Consider the following 17,806-nt stretch of genomic DNA (forward strand, 5'->3'; position numbering starts at 1 on the left):
GTAAGTAGAGTCCCAATAGTAATCATTATCTAAAGAGTTGGGTAAGGTGACAGATATTGGGTATCTATTTTTTAGTATGGCATTGGAAAAGTCGTTAAAATAAGTTATGCACGTTTGTAAGAATTTCTTAAAATCTTCTAAGGAGGAATCCCTTTCCTTACTACCGCCAATTGCATAACGATGTTTTGGAATGAGATGAAGCATGTCAATGTCAGACAGACTAAATGATATTTTTATAAACTCTCTTGCGGTGCTAAGTTTGTCATAAAGGCTTGATGCGCTTATAGATTTCCTCCCACTTGAACGCCCTTGCTGATAAAGAGTGACTTGATAATACTTATAATTCGAAACTAAATCCTCTAAAGTGACTGGCTTAGAACCTTCCAAATCGCAAAAATTGAAAAAGTACCTTACATTATGCAGTTTGCCTCGTACTGTTTCATCTCTCCAACCTTTTTGCAGAATCTCAATAAGATATCTTTTTAGCCATTTGATACGCTCTAGAGATAATGTTGATTTATCAACTCGTCCAGTGATATAACGCCTTGTTTTATGACGCAAATTACCAGAGTCGTTTTCTCTAGTAGTGTAGCAAATCCTTCCAATATCAACTTTAAAAGTAACGCCGTCAGTTCTTGAGCCTACAATTATTGTGTATTGAGGATGAGTAATTTCTTCTACTTGCTTAATGCTTATATCAATAAGCTGTCTATCGCTAAAGGAGTTAGACATTATCTGAATCCCCAGCAAATGTTATGCCAAAAGTATTTTGTATATCATTGAAGCTCTCAATTTCAGAGTCAAACTTTAGATAAGACTCAGTGGTTGTTAAACTTCGATGATTTAACCTTTGTCTCACATGGTCAAATATTTTGGAGTCGGGATAACCTTTAGCCCTAAGGTTTCTTACGATGTTCATTCCGTATGTCGCACGTAAATCATGGAATGAGAAGTCTTTAAAGTTAGGTTCGAATTTTTGAACCTTGTCAATAAATCTATTCAGCTCATTCCTTAAGGCTTGGCCATTCTTCGGAACCATGACAGGTGCACCAGTGTTCCAAATTGGTTTAGGATTATTACGGTCTATAAGCTCTCTTTCGGCAGTTAAGTAGGGATTTCCAGTTCGTGTCAAGAAAATATAGTTGTCTTCAGTACCTGCATAAAAGCTGTTTATACTTTTCCTTCTGTTTTCAGCTCTTTCGCAATCTATATATGTAGCTAGACGATAAATTAGATTACGTGGAAATATTAAGCGGTTTAATCGTCCACCTTTTGAATCTGTTTTATATCTATAACCAGTATTTATCACCGCATGATCTGACTCAGGGCGTTGTTCCAAATAGTTTAGAGCTGATGTAATACAGGCTATAGAAAGGGTGCATACGCTTTGTTGTCTAGCTCCTGTTCCAAGAGCTATTCTCATCATTAGCTCTAGTTCTATTGAGGTACAGTCTTCATCAAATGCCTTAAAAATTATTTCTTGTTCCTGAGTGCTTAAGGGACGCAGACTACCGCCATCCCTTAGTTTTCCTAGTGATGGGATTGGTTTCCTACTGCTTTTTAACTTAAGGTCGTTCGTAATAACACTAATATTTCTAGATAGTCCTGCATTATTATGAATAGGTATGGAAACCTTCCTTTCTCTGAAAGGTTTATTTTCTATATCAGATGGAGATACAAGAGATTGATACTGTATATAATTATAGAAATGAGCAATAGACGACAGAATGTTATTAATATACTCAGCATTAAAGTCATGCTGCTCTATTACAGTCTGTAGAAAAGCTCTAAACTTGCGAGGAACTCTTTGCTGATACTGGGTAGGTAAGTCTAAAAAATGTTGGTTAGTATGTTCTAAATACTGAAGAAAGTATTTTAAATGAATAGCTCTTGCGGATAAGGTCTTCATGTTTGAAAGAGATGGAGTATCTAGTTGCCATAATAGATATAGATTACCTACTTTCCAAGGAAGACCATCTGACTGAATGATAATAGGCATCTTAAAGAAATAACTCGAGCTATTTAGAGCGTTAAAACGATAGACATACGTATTAACTTGAGTAGTTTTTGACCATTCTACTTTCTGTAGTTGAAAGCGACTTAAGTAAATTACTTTAGCATCAGAATTGAATAGGTCTTTAAGAGAAGGTCGCATATTAGTATTCCTCATTATGAATGTACACTGTAGACTATGAGGTTTCTAGTATGTCAACCTATAAAGAGGTGTGTGTAGCTCATGCAATGCACTGGCAAAAAAGCCATGAGCAAACTCAATTCTAGCAGGTTCATTATTTTGTGCAGGAAAGTATTCAGGCTCTCCTTTACTACGAACCAATATTACATTCTGATCAGAAAATAAGGTATTAAATAATTGGATAAGACACTCGGTAGCTAGTTGCTCGCTGTGTTCGGTTGATTGTAAGGTGTCATCAATAGCTTCGGAGTTAGATAAGTGGTGGTATTCATTTTTTAAAATTTCTAAGTGTTTATACTTGGAAAACTGTAATGAGTTAATAGAGATAGATTTAACATCAAGCATCAGTTCTGTGAGGCGCTGCAGTAGTACTTTTGTCTCTAGAGGACAGAGTAAATTAGAAAAATCAGTTTTATTATTAAGCGAATTCATAAATAAGAGGCTAGTCAAATAAGTGATAAAGTGGAAATTATGACTTTATTATAAAAATAAAAAAGAGGTCATATAAAATAGTGTCAATATCAAAAATATTAACATACTAGCGCTAGCGTCATTTAGTGCTTTCCGTTAGTATGGCAGGAAATATTATACACCGTTTTGACGAATGAGGCCGCGCATGTCAAGCACTCCAGAAACTAAACTTTCAGAATCTCACACTGACAACAAAAAAGTGCCTGTATCTACTGGTATGCCTGAGTATATCTCTTTAGACAAATGGGCAGACACTGGTTACGAATGGTCAGGAGACGTAGAGCCGAGCATTTTCAAACGTCTTGAAGCTATTCTGAGCACTGAGCATGAACAGAAGGAAATATCGATTAGTGCTAACTTATACCGCCATAACAATGTCTTACACTTGTCATTTACATTGACGGGTAATGTTTGGTTGACTTGTCAGCGTTGTTTGCAGCCAGTGGCTATCGAATTATCTGATGATTATAATATTGCTTTACTCGAACAAGAAAGCCAAGTGCGCTTGGTTGATGAAGAGCAAGATTATTTATTGCTTGAAGAAATCATTACAGAGCAATCACCAGAGAGCTTATTACCATTCAAAAAATTGGTTGAAGATGAAATCTTGCTGAAAACACCAATGGCACCAAAGCATGATGATTGTGAGATGACGGTAGAGCAATTTGGTGAAATTCCAGAAGAAGAAGAAAGTGAAAATCCTTTTGCTGCTTTAGCTTCACTAAAAGGCAAGTTATAGTTTTACTAGAAGACAACTCATATATAAATGTACTACTTACTAGATTTGTGATACCTTTTATCAACTTTCTACAGAAGAGTGAGAGGCAGGGCTTTATTAATCCATAAAACATGCGTATAATGTCCGGTTTATTGCATTCTAGCAACGAGTTGCTTGCAGATAAAAGCTGACTAGGCAAATTTGCTATAGCTTTTAGACGTAGTCAGCACTTTATGTAGGTGGCAATCTATTTAACTAATGATGCGTAAGACTTAGGTTGTTGTGATCATATAGCCTCTGTCAGTATCGATTAAAGCTGAATTTTAAGCTTATCCCTTTTAAGTATAGGAGCTATATCATGGCTGTTCAAAAAAGTCGTAAAAGCCGTTCTCGTCGTGACATGCGCCGTTCACACCATCGTATGGAAGTGGCTGAGCTGAGCATAGATGCTACTACTGGTGAAAAACATCGTCGTCATCACATGACTAAAGATGGTTTTTACCGTGGTCGTCAATTGTTTAAAGTAAGTCAAGATGCTTAAGTTGTTTGCTGGTCAATAGCTAATGCAAAAGTAGCGATAGTACTGGTTACTATTATTACTTTTGTTTAGCTGTTATTAAGCAATGAATTTTGAGCTAAAGAAAGCCAAGTTATTTCGCTATCATATATTATGTAGCTAGATAACTTGGCTTTTTGCTATTATTTTTCAGAGTAAAAACACAAATTTTTTTAGCTCTAGTTTTTGGTAAATATGAAAACGACCTGATACAATCTATGATTATAATTTTAGCGGTATTCTTTGCTACACCTGTTTAGGTGTCGTTCGCTATGATAATAGACTGTGTCAGTGTATAGTTTACTGATAGTTCATTTTTTCCAAATAAATAACGGAATTAACGGCTTTGAGTCGTACCTAATAATATAACAAATCCCGTTATTTTTAGGGATATTTCCAATTAAATAAGGAATATTGGTTATGGCCTCTGTACCCGATATGGCAAACAAGCAGCCCACGCGGATTGCAATAATTTTTCCTGGACAAGGATCACAAGTCGTTGGCATGACTAGTGAGCTTGCTGAGACCTATCCAGAAATTCGTGATACTTTCACCGAAGCGAGCGAGGCACTTGGTGAAGATTTATGGGCAATCTGTCAAGATGAAGAAAAGCTTAATCAAACTCAATATACTCAGCCAGCATTACTGGTGGCTAGCATAGCAATCTGGCGTGTCTTAAAACAAAAAATAACCACAAAACCTTGTTATTTAGCGGGCCATTCTTTAGGTGAGTATAGTGCGCTTTGCGCTGCTGATGTCATATCACTATCCGATGCAGTAAAGTTAGTACATAAGCGTGGTCAACTAATGCAAGAGGCTGTTGTAGGTATAGATACAGCCATGGCGGCAGTATTAGGGCTTGAAGACAATCGGGTTGAAAACTTGTGTGAACAAGCAACTGAGCATGTTGATGATGCCATTGTTGGTGCGGCTAACTTTAATAGTCCAGGCCAAGTGGTGATATCGGGTAATGCTGTAGGCGTTAATGCTGTGATAGATAAAGTTCAAAATACTGGCAAAAAATCCATATCGCTAAAGGTCAGTGTTCCATCTCATTGTGCACTTATGGAGCCTGCAAGTAGTGCGTTGGCTGAAATATTGGCGGACATTAAGTTTGAGCCAGCAGCGATTCCTGTTATTCAAAACCGTCATGCACGTGTCGAAACCAGTGCATTGGGTATCAAACAGGCCCTGACTGAGCAATTGAGCCAACCAGTATTATGGTCAAAAACGATGCAAGAGCTTGCTGACAAGCAAGTTAATACCTTAATAGAATGCGGCAGTGGCAACGTATTAAGTAATTTGGCCAAGCGTCAAGCACAACCAATTACTAGTTACCCTACCGATAAATCTGCCCGCCTTGAGAAGTTAATGGAGTTATTATCATGAGCCGTACGATTACATTAGTAACAGGCGCGAGCCGTGGTATTGGAAAGGCTGTTGCCAAACGCTTTGCTAAAGAAGGTCATTTCGTTATTGGCACAGCCACCACTGAGAAAGGTGCGGAGCTTATCAATAGTTATCTTCATGATAGTGGTGGTATTGGCCGCGTTTTAGATGTACGTGATACTGCGCAAATTGATAAGCTGTTTGAAGAGATTGAAAGCGTCTATGGTGCGGTACAAGTATTGGTTAATAATGCGGGTATCACGCAAGATGGACTACTCATGCGTATGAAAGATGAGGATTGGGAAAACGTCATCGATACCAATCTAACTTCGATTTATAGAATGAGTAAACGTGCAGTACGCGGAATGATGAAAGCACGCCGTGGTCGTATTATCAATATTACCTCTGTTGTTGCTCAGATGGGCAATGCGGGTCAATCTAACTATGCTGCTACCAAAGCAGGGGTGGAAGGCTTTAGCCGTACCCTAGCACGCGAAATCGGGTCTCGACAAGTTACGATCAATTGCGTCGCTCCAGGTTTGATCGAAACTGATATGACTGATGAGCTTGACGAACGCCTATTAAACTCGATGTTAGATGCTGTACCTATCAGCCGTTTGGGGCAGCCAGAAGACATCGCAGCCGCAGTATATTTCTTAGCCAGCGATGAGGCTAGCTACATCACAGGCGCGGTTATTCCTGTCAATGGTGGTATGTATATGTAAGTGACGCACAAGTGTTACATAGTGACAATAAAAAACTGTGTGAACGAGTGTAAACTATAATAAAGGGTGTTATAATGACGGACACTTTTAGGTCAAAGCCCTGTATTATAGCAAGGCTTGGCTAAACATGAGTCAAAACGTATAAGCTGTTATAAAGCATTCAGACAGCCAGGCTAATCTGAAAACCTCATTTTATATACAATACTATAGACTCTAACCGCAGAACTATAGTGATTTGTCAAAATAATAGATCAAAAAGGAGAAATCTACATGAGTAACGATACCGAGCTAAGAGTAAAGGCAGCAGTAGCTGAGCAATTAGGTATGAATGTTGAAGATATCAACAACGATGCTTCATTTATGGAAGACTTAGGAGCAGATTCACTAGACCTAGTTGAGTTGGTTATGTCATTTGAAAGCGATTTTGGCATTACTATTCCTGATGAAGATTCAGCAGAATTAACGACTGTTCAAAAAGCAATTGATTATGTACAAGCACAGCTATAATTTAATATAGCTGAGTCAGTTTTGTATCGCCGCTTATCTTAGTAGATAGGCGGTTTTTTTATGTCTATTATTTCTTATAAAAAGGATGTGTTTATTTGATTAGTGGCGATGTTAACATAAGCTACGTCACATAAACATTATTCAACATACGATTACTATCTACCATGCTGGATTTTACTTATAATCATAATAGTAAGTGAAAATGGTGATGCTAAGTGGCATTCATTATTAGAAAAATAAAGACTATTAAAATAATTAACGATACTTTAAGGAGTAAGTTTATGGGTATGTTCAGTTTTGCAAAAGACATCGGTGATAAGATTTTTAATCGAGATGAAGACAAACATGATGCAAAATCAGAAACCAAAGCAGAGGCTAATACACCAGTCAAAAGCAGTGAGCCCTCAGCGCAGTCGGTAGCAAATATTTTGCTGCGTCGTGTTCAGCAGCAGGATCTAAATATTAGTGAGCTAAAGATCAAATACAATGGCTCAACGGATACTGCTGAAATTAGTGGTAAGGCGAAGACACAAGCAGACCGCGAAAAAGCAATCATTGCTATTGGTAATGTACAGAATGTTGCGAAAGTAATTGATAATATTGATATCGAAGAAGACGCCCCTGAGTCAACGATGTACACAGTAAAGTCTGGCGATAATTTATCTAAAATTGCTAAAGAAGTTTATGGTTCAGCCAGTGATTATCTGAAAATATTTGAAGCCAATAAACCCATGCTGTCTGACCCAGATAAGATTTATCCAGGTCAAGTGTTGCGTATTCCTAAGCCATAACATTCATACTAAATAGCACAAAAACATGTGTCAAAAAAATGCCTCTTATGAATAAGAGGCATTTTTTGTTTAGATAAAATAGTTCTAAGACGTAATCGTCTTTAATTTTTCTTGCTGCTCAGCTATGGCCCAAAGTATATGCTCATCAAGCATCTCATTATGCAGACCCAGTTTCGACTGTAATTGAGTAATGGTTTCTGTATTAGCATTTGCGTTTCCAAGGGCAATAGCAATATTACGTAAAAAATTCACATAACCGGTGCGTCTCAGTGGACTACCTTCGGTCTTTTTCATGAATTCAGCTTCTTGCCACTGCCACAGCTCCAATAAGCTACTGCTATCAAGATTATGCCGTGGTGCAAAGTCTTCTACAGGTGTGAGGTTGGCATAGCGATTCCAAGGACAGATAAGTTGGCAGTCATCACAACCGAAGACTCTGTTACCAATAGCACGGCGGTATTTTGTGTCAATAATACCATCGTGTTCAATCGTGAGGTAAGAGATACAGGCTGAGGCATTGAGCTGATAGGGTGCAACAATCGCTTGGGTAGGGCAGATATCAATACAAGCGCTACAACTACCACAATGCTCTTTAATAGGTTTGTCATCAGGCAACTTAAGACTGATAAATAGCTCACCCAAAACAAAAAATGAGCCTGCGTTTTTGTTGATGAGAAGTGTATGCTTTCCTGTCCAGCCAAGCCCCGCTGCGTCGGCAATAGGCCGCTCAAAAATAGGAGCAGAATCACTAAAAGGCCTAAAAATAAAATCTTGTTCTGATCCGATATCAAGATGCTGCCATTCAGGAAGCATGGCTTCTATTTTGAGTGCCAATTGTTTCAAACGACTACGCATCGTCTTATGATAATCACGCCCTCTAGCATAGCGCGCAATGATACCTTGATTGGGGTGGTCGTTGTCAGTAACCGTACGAGGTTTCGGGGCTTGGCTCAGGTAATCCATACGTACGCTAATAATGGTCTTTGCACCATCTACAAGCTGTTCAGGGTTTGACCGTAAATGATGATTATTATGCATAAATTGCAATTGCCCTTCATAACCTTTATCTAGCCATTGTTGCAATTTTATAATTTGTTTTGCAAATAAAGGATGATGCACGGATAGGAAACCGCAGTCAGCAAACCCTAAGTTTTGTGCTTGGGTTTTAATCCATTGTTTGATATCCACTGTGCTAGTAAACGCTGAGGTATTATTAACCATAATTTGATTGTCAGGCAGGTCATTGGATACTGGCGTGGTAGTCGCTTTCTTGGTAGTGGAAATGGATGCGTTTGTTTTAGATGAGTTATTCATGTGTGATGGCAGGTATTGATGTGAATACCGCTATGATAAGGCAGTGAGTTTATAGCGCAAGCATAAAAGAAAATAAACTTTCACTGAGATTGATACATAAATTGAAGTGAGCTTTTGCTAAGCTAATAATAGAGAAAGGTAAGTAGGTTTGAGTAATGTTTTTTTAAAGTAGTCTTGAAACAGACGAATGGCAATAGTTGAGGGTTAATCATGCAGGTAATAAATCATTTGTTAGCAGGTCAAAAGAGATCTATATCGCTATATAGCAGTAAACAGCTCTACGCTATAGAGCAAGCATGGTTTTGTGAGGGTCATGATAGCTTTGGGTTAATGCAACAAGCGGCTTGGCAAATGACCCGACATATTGAACAGCTTTATGAGCAAAAATATCTAGGTTCTCCTTTACCCTCTACTAACTCTTCCTATCATCATACTGGTCAGTATCGAGTGAATGTTTGGGTCGGGAAAGGCAACAATGGTGGTGACGGTTGGTTAATTGCTTATTATCTACAGCAAGCTGGCTGGCAGGTACAAGTGATAACCGTTGGTTTCGATAATTGTGATTTTGATATAAGTCATCAGGCGAAAGTGTCCAATGCTGCAAGTCCAATAAACGATGCAGGTAAGGCTATGAAAATAGCATTATCTGAGAACTGCCCTTATCTACGATTTGAAGATCATAGCGACAGTCAAAATAGTATAAGTACAACTGCTCTCGAATCTGATGTTTATATTGATGCACTATTTGGTATAGGCTTAGATCGTGCGCCTCGTGGTATTTATAAACAGGCAATTAGTGTTTTTAATCAACTGTCTCAAAGAAATAATGTACTGGCTATCGCTGTGGATATTCCAAGTGGCTTGGTCGCTTCTACTGGTGAGGTGTTTGACCGAGTAGCGGTAGAAGCTGACGTGACTTTGTGCTTGATTGCACGCAAGTTTGGGTTACATACCAAAGACGGTATGGATTATAGCGGACAGGTTATTGATATACCGCTGATACCTTACCAGAGAGATAGTCGAGAGTTTGAGCCAGTAGCCAAGTTGATTGCTACTGGACATGGTCTTAGTCCACGTCGCCAAAATAGCCATAAGGGCAGCTATGGTCACGTACTAATCATCGGTGGTAATCGTATAGATGGCTCACAGGGTATGGGCGGGGCGGCAATATTATCTGCTTCGAGTGCGATGGCGACTGGTGCGGGTAAGATTACGGTTGCCTGCCACGAGGGTTTCCATGGTGCACTATTAACGTCGTTACCAGATGCAATGACTATTAACCTGCATGATATCGAGGGAGTTCAGCAGTTAATCAAAGACGTCAGCGTGGTTGCCATCGGCATGGGTCTGGGCCGTGACGAAAAAGCACAGTCATTATTTATAAAGTACATACAAGTGGCTATGGTGGCGAAAAAGCCAATCGTTATCGATGCTGATGGACTCTATCATTTGGCAACACTACAGATGCAAAGCCATAAGTTGGTCACTGATCTACGAGATTATAGCGTTGATAATGAGGTTAGACTGACACCGCATAGTGGTGAAACGGCTAGATTGCTGAATAAAAAAATAACTGAGATAGAGTCAGATAGATTACATGCTATAAAGCAGTGTGCGGAGATGTATGGTGGAAACTGGGTGTTAAAAGGGGCAGGCTCGCTCGTATTGGAGCAATGTTTAGATTCTATACAAGTTTATGTCTGCAGTGTAGGTAATGCTGGTATGGCAACAGCTGGTATGGGCGATGTGTTGTCTGGTATCGTTGCTGGATTATGTGCACAACAAGACCTTACATCAGAAATGCGTAGTTTGCACCAAGCAGTGCTTATACATGGTCTAGCAGGAGATATGTTGGTTAGTCAATCGAATAGCTTTAATACTGAGCAGAGCAAGTTCTTGATAGGACAACGAGGGCTACAAGCTCAAGATATGCCAGTAGCCATTCGTCATACTATGGAGTTAATGATTGAACAGTACTAAGAATTAAAAACTAGGTAGATGTGTTGGCACAGTACTGGTCAATTGCTTGCTGCACACGCTCACGTTTGAGTTCAATCTCACGGCCGTCCAGATATTCACGGTTGCCATTGTCATCCATTTCATAGATACGTCCGCCAACGTTTAGGTTGGTCAAGTTGTTACGTAGTGATTGGCAGCGTTGAGCATTTTCTTGTGCATCTTGTTCTTTAATGCGTGTTTCAAGTTGTGCGATTCGCTGTTCTTCTGCGCTTTGGGTGTTATTGTTTTGATTAGGATCTGTTTTACCTGCCATTTCTCCAGCGTTGCTTCGTCTGCCATCACTACGGAATTCAATTAGCTCAACATTTTTACCATTTTGCGGCTCATGTTGGCTATATTTTACTTCGCCATGGGTACCGATAGATTTATAAACCTGAACAGCCTGACTGGCATTCATTGACAGCATTAGCATACACGCTGCACTCATACTGACAAGTAGTTTGGCAGCAGTATTTTTCTTAGATGCATATGCCATTGTAGCAATCCTCTTAATTTAAAAAATAGTTGTGTATATATGTGTCAATATAACATTTTAGTGTGTGAATGGTACTAAAAATGTACCAGCATTTGATTCTAGCAAATAATCATTATGAATGTATATTATTTAATAACTATTAGTTAGGCATAGGCTTTAGAAGTTTTTCTTGACAATAGCGCGCAAAGCGTTGAATATAATAGCCGTTGATTGGTCAGTGAGCGGCTTTTATAATATTGCCGTGGCACTTGAAAATGAAAACTACGGGTTACTTATCGGTAGCTTACGCAGTTTCGTTTTCTTTGTGATAATGATATAGAAAAAATAGCATGCATATAACGCTAGCTATTCAATACTATAGACATTGTCTCCGGACTTATCTGTCTACAATGACTAAGATAAACTTATTATTTAAATTACGCTAAGTAATAGCGTTAGCAATTGTATTAAGCATGGTACAAGATTGCGTGACAATACACTCTGAACGGACCTATTGTAATATTTAACGATATTGCATTGTACTATCGGTCATGAGAGTTAATTCGTCTGTCGATTTTAATGCCTCTGTATACATCCATAAATGCTTGCTGATATTAATAATAAGCGTCTTTTATAGATGCACTCGCATCTTGTCACTGTACATCGATAAAGCCTTGTCATATAACTGACCTTACTATATTGCCGTGTTTGAGTAGCATGTTGTTTTAAAGGCAAGCTTACTGAAATATAGCGAGTACACATTCTTGATATGGATAAGTATTAGCAGTCATTTTTATGAGATGAATAACCATGTGTAAACGTTGTTGTCTTCTTTGATAAAGTAATGCTACTGCTTGCCAAAAATAAAGGTGATGACAGTGACGCAAACCACGCAAAGTCCGAATATGACTGGACATACCCAAACGGGTAATGCCGCCAAAAATTTTGAAGAAAAACAACAACGCCTTGCTGAAGGTAGTCAGCAGCCTGTGATGCTGTCTGGTGCCGAGATGCTAGTGCAGGCGCTGACGGATGAAGGTGTTAAATACATCTTTGGTTATCCAGGCGGTGCTGTTCTTCATATCTATGATGCTTTATTCCAACAAGAGAATATTGAGCATGTTTTGGTGCGTCATGAGCAAGCAGCGGGTCACATGGCGGATGCTTATTCACGAGTGACTGGTCATACAGGTGTTGTATTGGCAACATCAGGTCCTGGTGCAACCAATACAGTGACTGCTATTGCTACTGCCTTTATGGATTCGGTACCAATGGTCGTCATCGCAGGTCAGGTACCAAGCAGCCTCATCGGTGAAGACGCCTTCCAAGAAACAGATATGGTTGGTGTCTCCCGTCCTATCGTTAAGCATAGCTTTCAAGTGCGCCATGCTAGCGAAATCCCAATGATTGTCAAAAAAGCCTTTTATATTGCCCAATCTGGACGTCCAGGCCCTGTTGTGATTGATGTGCCAAAAGATATGACCGCACCTAGCGAAAAATTCGCGTATAAATATCCAGAAGAAGTATTTATACGCTCATATCAGCCGTCATTAAAAGGCCACAGTGGTCAAATCAAAAAAGCAGTAGAAACGCTATTAGCAGCACAGCGTCCTGTTGTTTACGCTGGTGGTGGTGTGATTTGGAGCAAAGCTCACGAAGAGTTGACAGATCTTGCACATCGTCTAAATTTGCCAGTGACCAATACTTTGATGGGTCTTGGTACATTCCCTGGTTCTGATCGTCAGTTCTTAGGAATGTTAGGTATGCATGGTACGTATGAAGCCAATATGAGCATGCATCATGCTGACGTAATTTTGGCAGTAGGCGCACGCTTTGATGATCGCGTGACCAATAATGTTAAAAAATTCTGCCCTAATGCGACAATTATCCATATTGATATCGATCCTGCGTCGATTTCAAAAACTATTTTGGCGCATATTCCAATCGTTGGCGATGTCAAATCAGTATTGACAGATATGTTAGATATTGTCGGTGATGACAAACAGCTTGAGCAACATGCATTGCTAGACTGGTGGTCACAGATTAACGAATGGCGTAAGCGTCATGGTTTGCGTTATGACACCAGTACAGATAATGGCATTAAGCCACAAAGTGTTGTACAAGCTCTAGATAAAGTGACTAACAGTAACGCTATTATCACCAGTGATGTCGGTCAGCATCAAATGTTTGCAGCGCTCTACTATACCTATAATGAGCCGCGTCAGTGGTTGAACTCTGGTGGTCTTGGTACCATGGGTGTTGGTCTTCCGTATGCGATGGCAGCAAAGCTCGCCAATCCTGAGCGTGATGTGGTTTGTATTACTGGTGAAGGCTCTATTCAGATGAATATCCAAGAGCTGTCAACCTGCTTACAATATAATTTGCCTGTTAAAATTTTGAATCTGAATAATGCCCAGCTTGGTATGGTTAAGCAATGGCAGGACATGCTATATGAAGGTCGTCACGCACAGTCATATATGAATTCATTGCCAGACTTCGTTAAATTAGCTGAAAGCTACGGTCATGTAGGCATCAAGATTACTGATCCTGCAACGATGGAAGCACAACTAGCTGAAGCCATGGCTATGAAGGACAAGTTGGTATTTATCGACGTTTATGTCGATCGTAATGAGCATGTATATCCAATGCAAATCGCTGGACAGACAATGCGTGATATGTGGTTAACAAAAGGGGAGCGTACCTAATGCAACAACAACATCTGATTTCGGTATTGATGGAAAACGAAGCGGGTTCGTTGTCGCGTTTAGTCGGCTTGTTCTCACAACGTGGCTATAATATTGAGACGTTAAACGTCGCGCCTACCGATGATCCAAGTATTTCGCGTTTGACAGTGACCACCATTACATCACCTGAAAGAATTGAGCAAATCACAAAGCAATTGCATAAATTGATTGAAGTGGTTAAAGTGCTGAATCTATCAGAAAATGTACACATTGAGCGTGAATTGATGCTGATAAAAGTTCGAGCGACTGGTAGCGTGCGTGAAGAAATTAAGCGCAACGCAGATATTTTCCGTGCACAAATTGTCGATGTAAATGCCAACCTATATACGATTCAAATCGTTGGTGATAAAGCCAAGCTTGATGGTTTTATCGACGTGATTGGTCGTGAACGTATTATGGAAGTGGTACGCTCGGGTGTGATCGGTATTGCTCGTGGCGAAAAAACGTTAAGTATCTGATCAACGTAGTGCCCGACCAACTTAGCATTTAAATGACTTAGCATTTAATAGAAATTTTATTTAGTTAAAATGTGTTTTTTAAATTAACATAACGCTTATCTTAGCTGGTGTTTTATAACATTAGCGACAGTATCTGCGTTTACTATCCATGGTTATCCATGATTGAGAAAAAGGACTGTATTTATGAACGTTTATTATGACAAAGATTGTGATCTATCGATTATCCAAGGCAAAAAAGTCGCTATTATTGGTTACGGTTCACAAGGTCATGCGCACGCGCTTAACCTACAAGATTCAGATGTTGATGTGACTGTTGGTTTACGTGCCAACTCTGGCTCATGGAAAAAAGCTGAAAATGCTGGTCTTAAAGTTTCTGAAGTAGAAGCAGCAGTACAAGCAGCTGATGTCGTTATGATTTTGACGCCTGATGAGTTCCAAAAAGAGCTTTATAACGATGTTATCGAACCAAACATCAAACAAGGTGCTACATTAGCATTTGCTCATGGTTTTGCCATTCACTACAACCAAGTCGTTCCACGTGATGATCTTGACGTAATCATGGTTGCACCAAAAGCACCAGGTCATACTGTACGTTCAGAATTCACTAAAGGCGGTGGTATTCCTGACCTTATCGCTGTCTACCAAGATGCTTCAGGTCAAGCCAAACAGTTAGCACTATCATATGCTGCTGGTGTTGGTGGTGGTCGTTCAGGTATCATTGAAACAACGTTTAAAGACGAAACTGAGACCGATTTATTTGGTGAGCAAGCCGTACTTTGTGGCGGTGCAGTAGAGCTTGTGAAAATGGGCTTTGAAACACTAACAGAAGCTGGCTATGCACCAGAAATGGCTTATTTTGAGTGTCTACATGAACTCAAGCTTATCGTTGATTTGATGTATGAAGGCGGTATCGCTGACATGAACTACTCAATCAGTAATAATGCTGAATACGGTGAGTACGTGACTGGTACAGAAGTTATCAACGAGCAATCACGTGAAGCAATGCGTAATGCATTAAAACGCATCCAGTCTGGTGAATATGCGAAGATGTTCATCTCTGAAGGCGCAACTAACTACCCATCTATGACAGCTCGCCGTCGTAACAATGCAGAGCATCCAATCGAAACCACAGGTGCCAAGCTACGTGGTATGATGCCATGGATTGGCGGTAATAAAATTATCGATAAAGACAAAAACTAAACTGATAGTCAGTTATAACAAATCTATTTAGTTTAAAAAAAGCCCACGTTATCTTTTGATAGCGTGGGCTTTTTTATGGGCTGTATTTACTCAATGTTTTTATTGTAAGACGTTATAGTCGATCCACTATAAAATAAATACAGCGATACGGTTTACATTTTTCTTGCTTGCTGTGCCTACGCAGACAGAGGCTACGCTAAATGTAATCCGTCTCGCGTAGTTGTGCCTCTTTTGTTTAGGACTGACTATAGTATGGGTTGAAAATTACTTATATTACCCAATATAAACAAGCTTAAGGTTAGTTATTTACGTTTTGTTCAGTAAAGCACTGATCTTATTTTGAGCTATTACATCAATCAAATGATTCGTTCATTTTTACTTTTCTATAGATTACAGGTTGTGTGTTGTGCAAATATCTTATCCTGACTGGCTAACGCCGCAATTCGTGTATATTACTCTTAGCGCTGTGGTAGCAGTTTTAATTTGGATAGAAGGAGAAATGCTTAAAAAGACAGGTGGAAAGTTGCCTAAGTCTAAGTTTTTTCAAATCAGCTCATTTCTAGATACTACATGGTTCTTTATTTCTGTGGTCGTGTTATACGTGATTGATTTGGAACCGTTGGCTATCACCGTACCTGCGGCTTATGGCATATATACAACCTTTGGTTGGGTATATGGGACACGCTTGTTAAAACGTAAAGGCATCCCTGATTCTCCCAAAGACTTAGTGATACCAGATAAGTATATTGCCTATAGTCAGTCTTTTTCGCTCATATTTTTTGCGTTATGTCTGTTAGTGTTGAGCTCGCCTTGGTTACCTATTACTCAGTAGAAAACACCTTAAATTATTGCTATCATTTTTTTACTATAGATAGAGATTGATGTTTTTTTATGTTATATCAGTATCTTATATAACATAATATGAATTACATGACTGTCAATAATGAGCTTAAATTTTTTACAAAAATCATCAATTTAACCTGTTGCGATTATCAAAAGCTGCTATAATCAAGATGTATCTGAAATATTTTAGGTGAAAATATTAAGTTATCTAAGGATAGTTTGGTGGTTTTGACTGTTGCATCTAGCAGAAAATATTAGGGTATATATCAATTAATCGGTGATGACACACGTCTCGCCAACAGTTAAAGAGTCAGGAAAATTTATGTCAGATAAAGTTGAAGGCACTGTAAAGTGGTTTAATGAAGCTAAAGGTTTTGGTTTTATCGCTCAAGACAATGGTGGACAAGACGTATTCGCTCACTACAGCGCTATCCAAGGTAACGGTTTCAAAACTCTAGCCGAAGGCCAAAAAGTGTCTTTCATCTTAGGTGATGGCAAAAAAGGCCCACAAGCTGAGCAAATCGAAGCTCTTTAATCTCATTCATTGCTAGGTTGACTGCTTGCCAGTGAGCTTAATGACAATAAGATTATCAATATGCATTGATTGCTTTGTTTGTTAAAACAATAAAAATACTGTATCGACTTTAAAAAGAAGCAACCTCTTATCAGGTTGCTTTTTTTATGGGACTTTTTTGGTATGGCAAAGTATTACTGATGTAAATAGCTATTGATGTTGACGACTACGATCATCAGGTAAGAACGCATAAGAATTTGATAAAGATATAATAGATAAGGTTGTATTATGAAGTGGGAGAATTGGCTTTCAATTGACTGGCAACAAGTACTCGGAATCTCTTTATCTGCAGTAGGCTTTTACGTAGGGTTGATGCTGTTTACTCGACTGATGGGTCTGCGCAGTTTTTCTAAGTTATCAAGCCATGATTTTGCAATGACGGTTGGTATTGGTAGTATATTGGCATCAACTGTATTGTCAGATAAGCCTTCTCTATTTCAAGGATTGTTTGCTGTTGCGGTGCTTTTCTTAATTCAGGGAGTTATTTCAGTTATCAGACGTAAGATAAAACCGTTAAAAGCTTTAATAGACAATCAAGCTATTATCTTAATGGCTCATGGTGAGTATTTAGAAGACAACTTAAAAGAAGCTAATCTTAGCACTAGTGATGTTCAGGAAGTGCTACGTAAAAATGGCATTAAAGCAAAAACAGAAGTGTTTGCAGTGATTATGGAAACAACAGGGGATATGAGTGTTATTAAAAGTAATAATGTAGAACTTGACTGGTCTTTATTTGACGATATACGAGACAGTGAATTATTGATCGATTCTAATTAAAGGGATGAATCATAGATCTAAACCTACTAATTATTTTTATCCATTAACCTCAAAGAGGTAAATAATAACAAA

18 protein-coding genes are annotated in these 17,806 nt (G+C 38.9%); 13 read left to right on the forward strand and 5 right to left on the reverse strand.

Going from position 1 to position 17,806, the window contains the following annotated elements; translation table 11 throughout:
* The 3 genes from ACT3QP_RS11715 to ACT3QP_RS11725 all read right to left on the reverse strand — a co-directional run.
* On the reverse strand, nucleotides 1-732 hold a 732-nt coding region (locus ACT3QP_RS11715; protein ID WP_444525623.1), incomplete at its 3' end, for a hypothetical protein.
* Nucleotides 725-2,155, reverse strand: coding sequence for a tyrosine-type recombinase/integrase (locus ACT3QP_RS11720; RefSeq protein ID WP_444525624.1), 1,431 nt, complete (start codon nucleotides 2,153-2,155; stop codon nucleotides 725-727). The genes ACT3QP_RS11715 and ACT3QP_RS11720, both read right to left, overlap by 8 nt.
* A gap of 45 nt (nucleotides 2,156-2,200) precedes the next feature.
* Entirely contained in the window at nucleotides 2,201-2,626 is a 426-nt protein-coding gene (locus ACT3QP_RS11725; protein WP_444525625.1) for an elongation factor P hydroxylase, read from the reverse strand.
* A 184-nt stretch (nucleotides 2,627-2,810) separates the two neighbouring features.
* On the opposite strand from ACT3QP_RS11725, the gene ACT3QP_RS11730 reads away from it, so the two are divergent.
* The 6 genes from ACT3QP_RS11730 (at nucleotide 2,811) to lysM (ending at nucleotide 7,351) form a co-directional block, all read left to right on the forward strand.
* Nucleotides 2,811-3,404: a YceD family protein gene (locus ACT3QP_RS11730; protein ID WP_444525626.1), complete on the forward strand. Its 594-nt coding sequence runs from the start codon at nucleotides 2,811-2,813 to the stop codon at nucleotides 3,402-3,404.
* Nucleotides 3,405-3,741: 337 nt separating this feature from the next.
* The gene (gene rpmF, locus ACT3QP_RS11735; protein WP_068408434.1) at nucleotides 3,742-3,924 is read left to right on the forward strand and encodes a 50S ribosomal protein L32; all 183 of its coding nucleotides are present in this window, start codon (nucleotides 3,742-3,744) and stop codon (nucleotides 3,922-3,924) included.
* 435 nt (nucleotides 3,925-4,359) lie between these two features.
* Nucleotides 4,360-5,328, forward strand: coding sequence for an ACP S-malonyltransferase (gene fabD, locus ACT3QP_RS11740; protein WP_444525627.1), 969 nt, complete (start codon nucleotides 4,360-4,362; stop codon nucleotides 5,326-5,328).
* On the forward strand, nucleotides 5,319-6,053 hold the full coding sequence (fabG, locus tag ACT3QP_RS11745; protein ID WP_318779500.1) for a 3-oxoacyl-ACP reductase FabG: 735 nt from the start codon (nucleotides 5,319-5,321) through the stop codon (nucleotides 6,051-6,053). The genes fabD and fabG overlap by 10 nt, the downstream gene beginning before the upstream one ends.
* A gap of 270 nt (nucleotides 6,054-6,323) precedes the next feature.
* Nucleotides 6,324-6,560 (forward strand): acyl carrier protein, encoded by a 237-nt coding sequence (gene acpP, locus ACT3QP_RS11750; RefSeq protein ID WP_025652201.1) that lies wholly within the window; start codon nucleotides 6,324-6,326, stop codon nucleotides 6,558-6,560.
* A gap of 281 nt (nucleotides 6,561-6,841) precedes the next feature.
* Nucleotides 6,842-7,351 carry a peptidoglycan-binding protein LysM gene (gene lysM, locus ACT3QP_RS11755; RefSeq protein ID WP_192517998.1) on the forward strand — a complete coding sequence of 170 codons (510 nt, stop codon included), beginning with the start codon at nucleotides 6,842-6,844 and terminating at the stop codon, nucleotides 7,349-7,351.
* A gap of 84 nt (nucleotides 7,352-7,435) precedes the next feature.
* Here lysM and queG read toward each other — a convergent pair whose 3' ends face one another.
* Nucleotides 7,436-8,572: a tRNA epoxyqueuosine(34) reductase QueG gene (gene queG, locus ACT3QP_RS11760; RefSeq protein WP_444525632.1), complete on the reverse strand. Its 1,137-nt coding sequence runs from the start codon at nucleotides 8,570-8,572 to the stop codon at nucleotides 7,436-7,438.
* A 303-nt stretch (nucleotides 8,573-8,875) separates the two neighbouring features.
* On the opposite strand from queG, the gene ACT3QP_RS11765 reads away from it, so the two are divergent.
* Nucleotides 8,876-10,645, forward strand: coding sequence for an NAD(P)H-hydrate dehydratase (locus ACT3QP_RS11765; protein WP_444525628.1), 1,770 nt, complete (start codon nucleotides 8,876-8,878; stop codon nucleotides 10,643-10,645).
* 10 nt (nucleotides 10,646-10,655) lie between these two features.
* On the opposite strand, the gene ACT3QP_RS11770 is transcribed toward ACT3QP_RS11765, so the two are convergent.
* A complete protein-coding gene (locus tag ACT3QP_RS11770; protein ID WP_444525629.1) occupies nucleotides 10,656-11,159 on the reverse strand; it encodes a DUF4124 domain-containing protein in 504 nt (167 codons plus the stop codon).
* A gap of 971 nt (nucleotides 11,160-12,130) precedes the next feature.
* Between ACT3QP_RS11770 and ACT3QP_RS11775 the strand changes: the two genes are divergently transcribed.
* The 6 genes from ACT3QP_RS11775 (at nucleotide 12,131) to ACT3QP_RS11800 (ending at nucleotide 17,734) form a co-directional block, all read left to right on the forward strand.
* On the forward strand, nucleotides 12,131-13,843 hold the full coding sequence (locus ACT3QP_RS11775) for an acetolactate synthase 3 large subunit (protein ID WP_225739044.1): 1,713 nt from the start codon (nucleotides 12,131-12,133) through the stop codon (nucleotides 13,841-13,843).
* The gene (ilvN, locus tag ACT3QP_RS11780) at nucleotides 13,843-14,340 is read left to right on the forward strand and encodes an acetolactate synthase small subunit (RefSeq protein WP_192517994.1); all 498 of its coding nucleotides are present in this window, start codon (nucleotides 13,843-13,845) and stop codon (nucleotides 14,338-14,340) included. Before ACT3QP_RS11775 ends, ilvN begins: the two co-directional genes overlap by 1 nt.
* Nucleotides 14,341-14,523: 183 nt before the next feature.
* Nucleotides 14,524-15,540, forward strand: coding sequence for a ketol-acid reductoisomerase (gene ilvC / locus ACT3QP_RS11785; RefSeq protein WP_192517993.1), 1,017 nt, complete (start codon nucleotides 14,524-14,526; stop codon nucleotides 15,538-15,540).
* 406 nt (nucleotides 15,541-15,946) lie between these two features.
* On the forward strand, nucleotides 15,947-16,372 hold the full coding sequence (locus ACT3QP_RS11790) for a hypothetical protein (protein WP_444525630.1): 426 nt from the start codon (nucleotides 15,947-15,949) through the stop codon (nucleotides 16,370-16,372).
* A 333-nt stretch (nucleotides 16,373-16,705) separates the two neighbouring features.
* Nucleotides 16,706-16,918 (forward strand): cold-shock protein, encoded by a 213-nt coding sequence (locus tag ACT3QP_RS11795; RefSeq protein ID WP_058368296.1) that lies wholly within the window; start codon nucleotides 16,706-16,708, stop codon nucleotides 16,916-16,918.
* Between the two features lie 267 nt (nucleotides 16,919-17,185).
* Nucleotides 17,186-17,734 carry a DUF421 domain-containing protein gene (locus ACT3QP_RS11800; RefSeq protein WP_444525631.1) on the forward strand — a complete coding sequence of 183 codons (549 nt, stop codon included), beginning with the start codon at nucleotides 17,186-17,188 and terminating at the stop codon, nucleotides 17,732-17,734.
* Nucleotides 17,735-17,806: the final 72 nt, after the last annotated feature.

The organism is Psychrobacter sp. AOP7-B1-24, from assembly GCF_052376215.1.
Lineage (GTDB): Bacteria > Pseudomonadota > Gammaproteobacteria > Pseudomonadales > Moraxellaceae > Psychrobacter.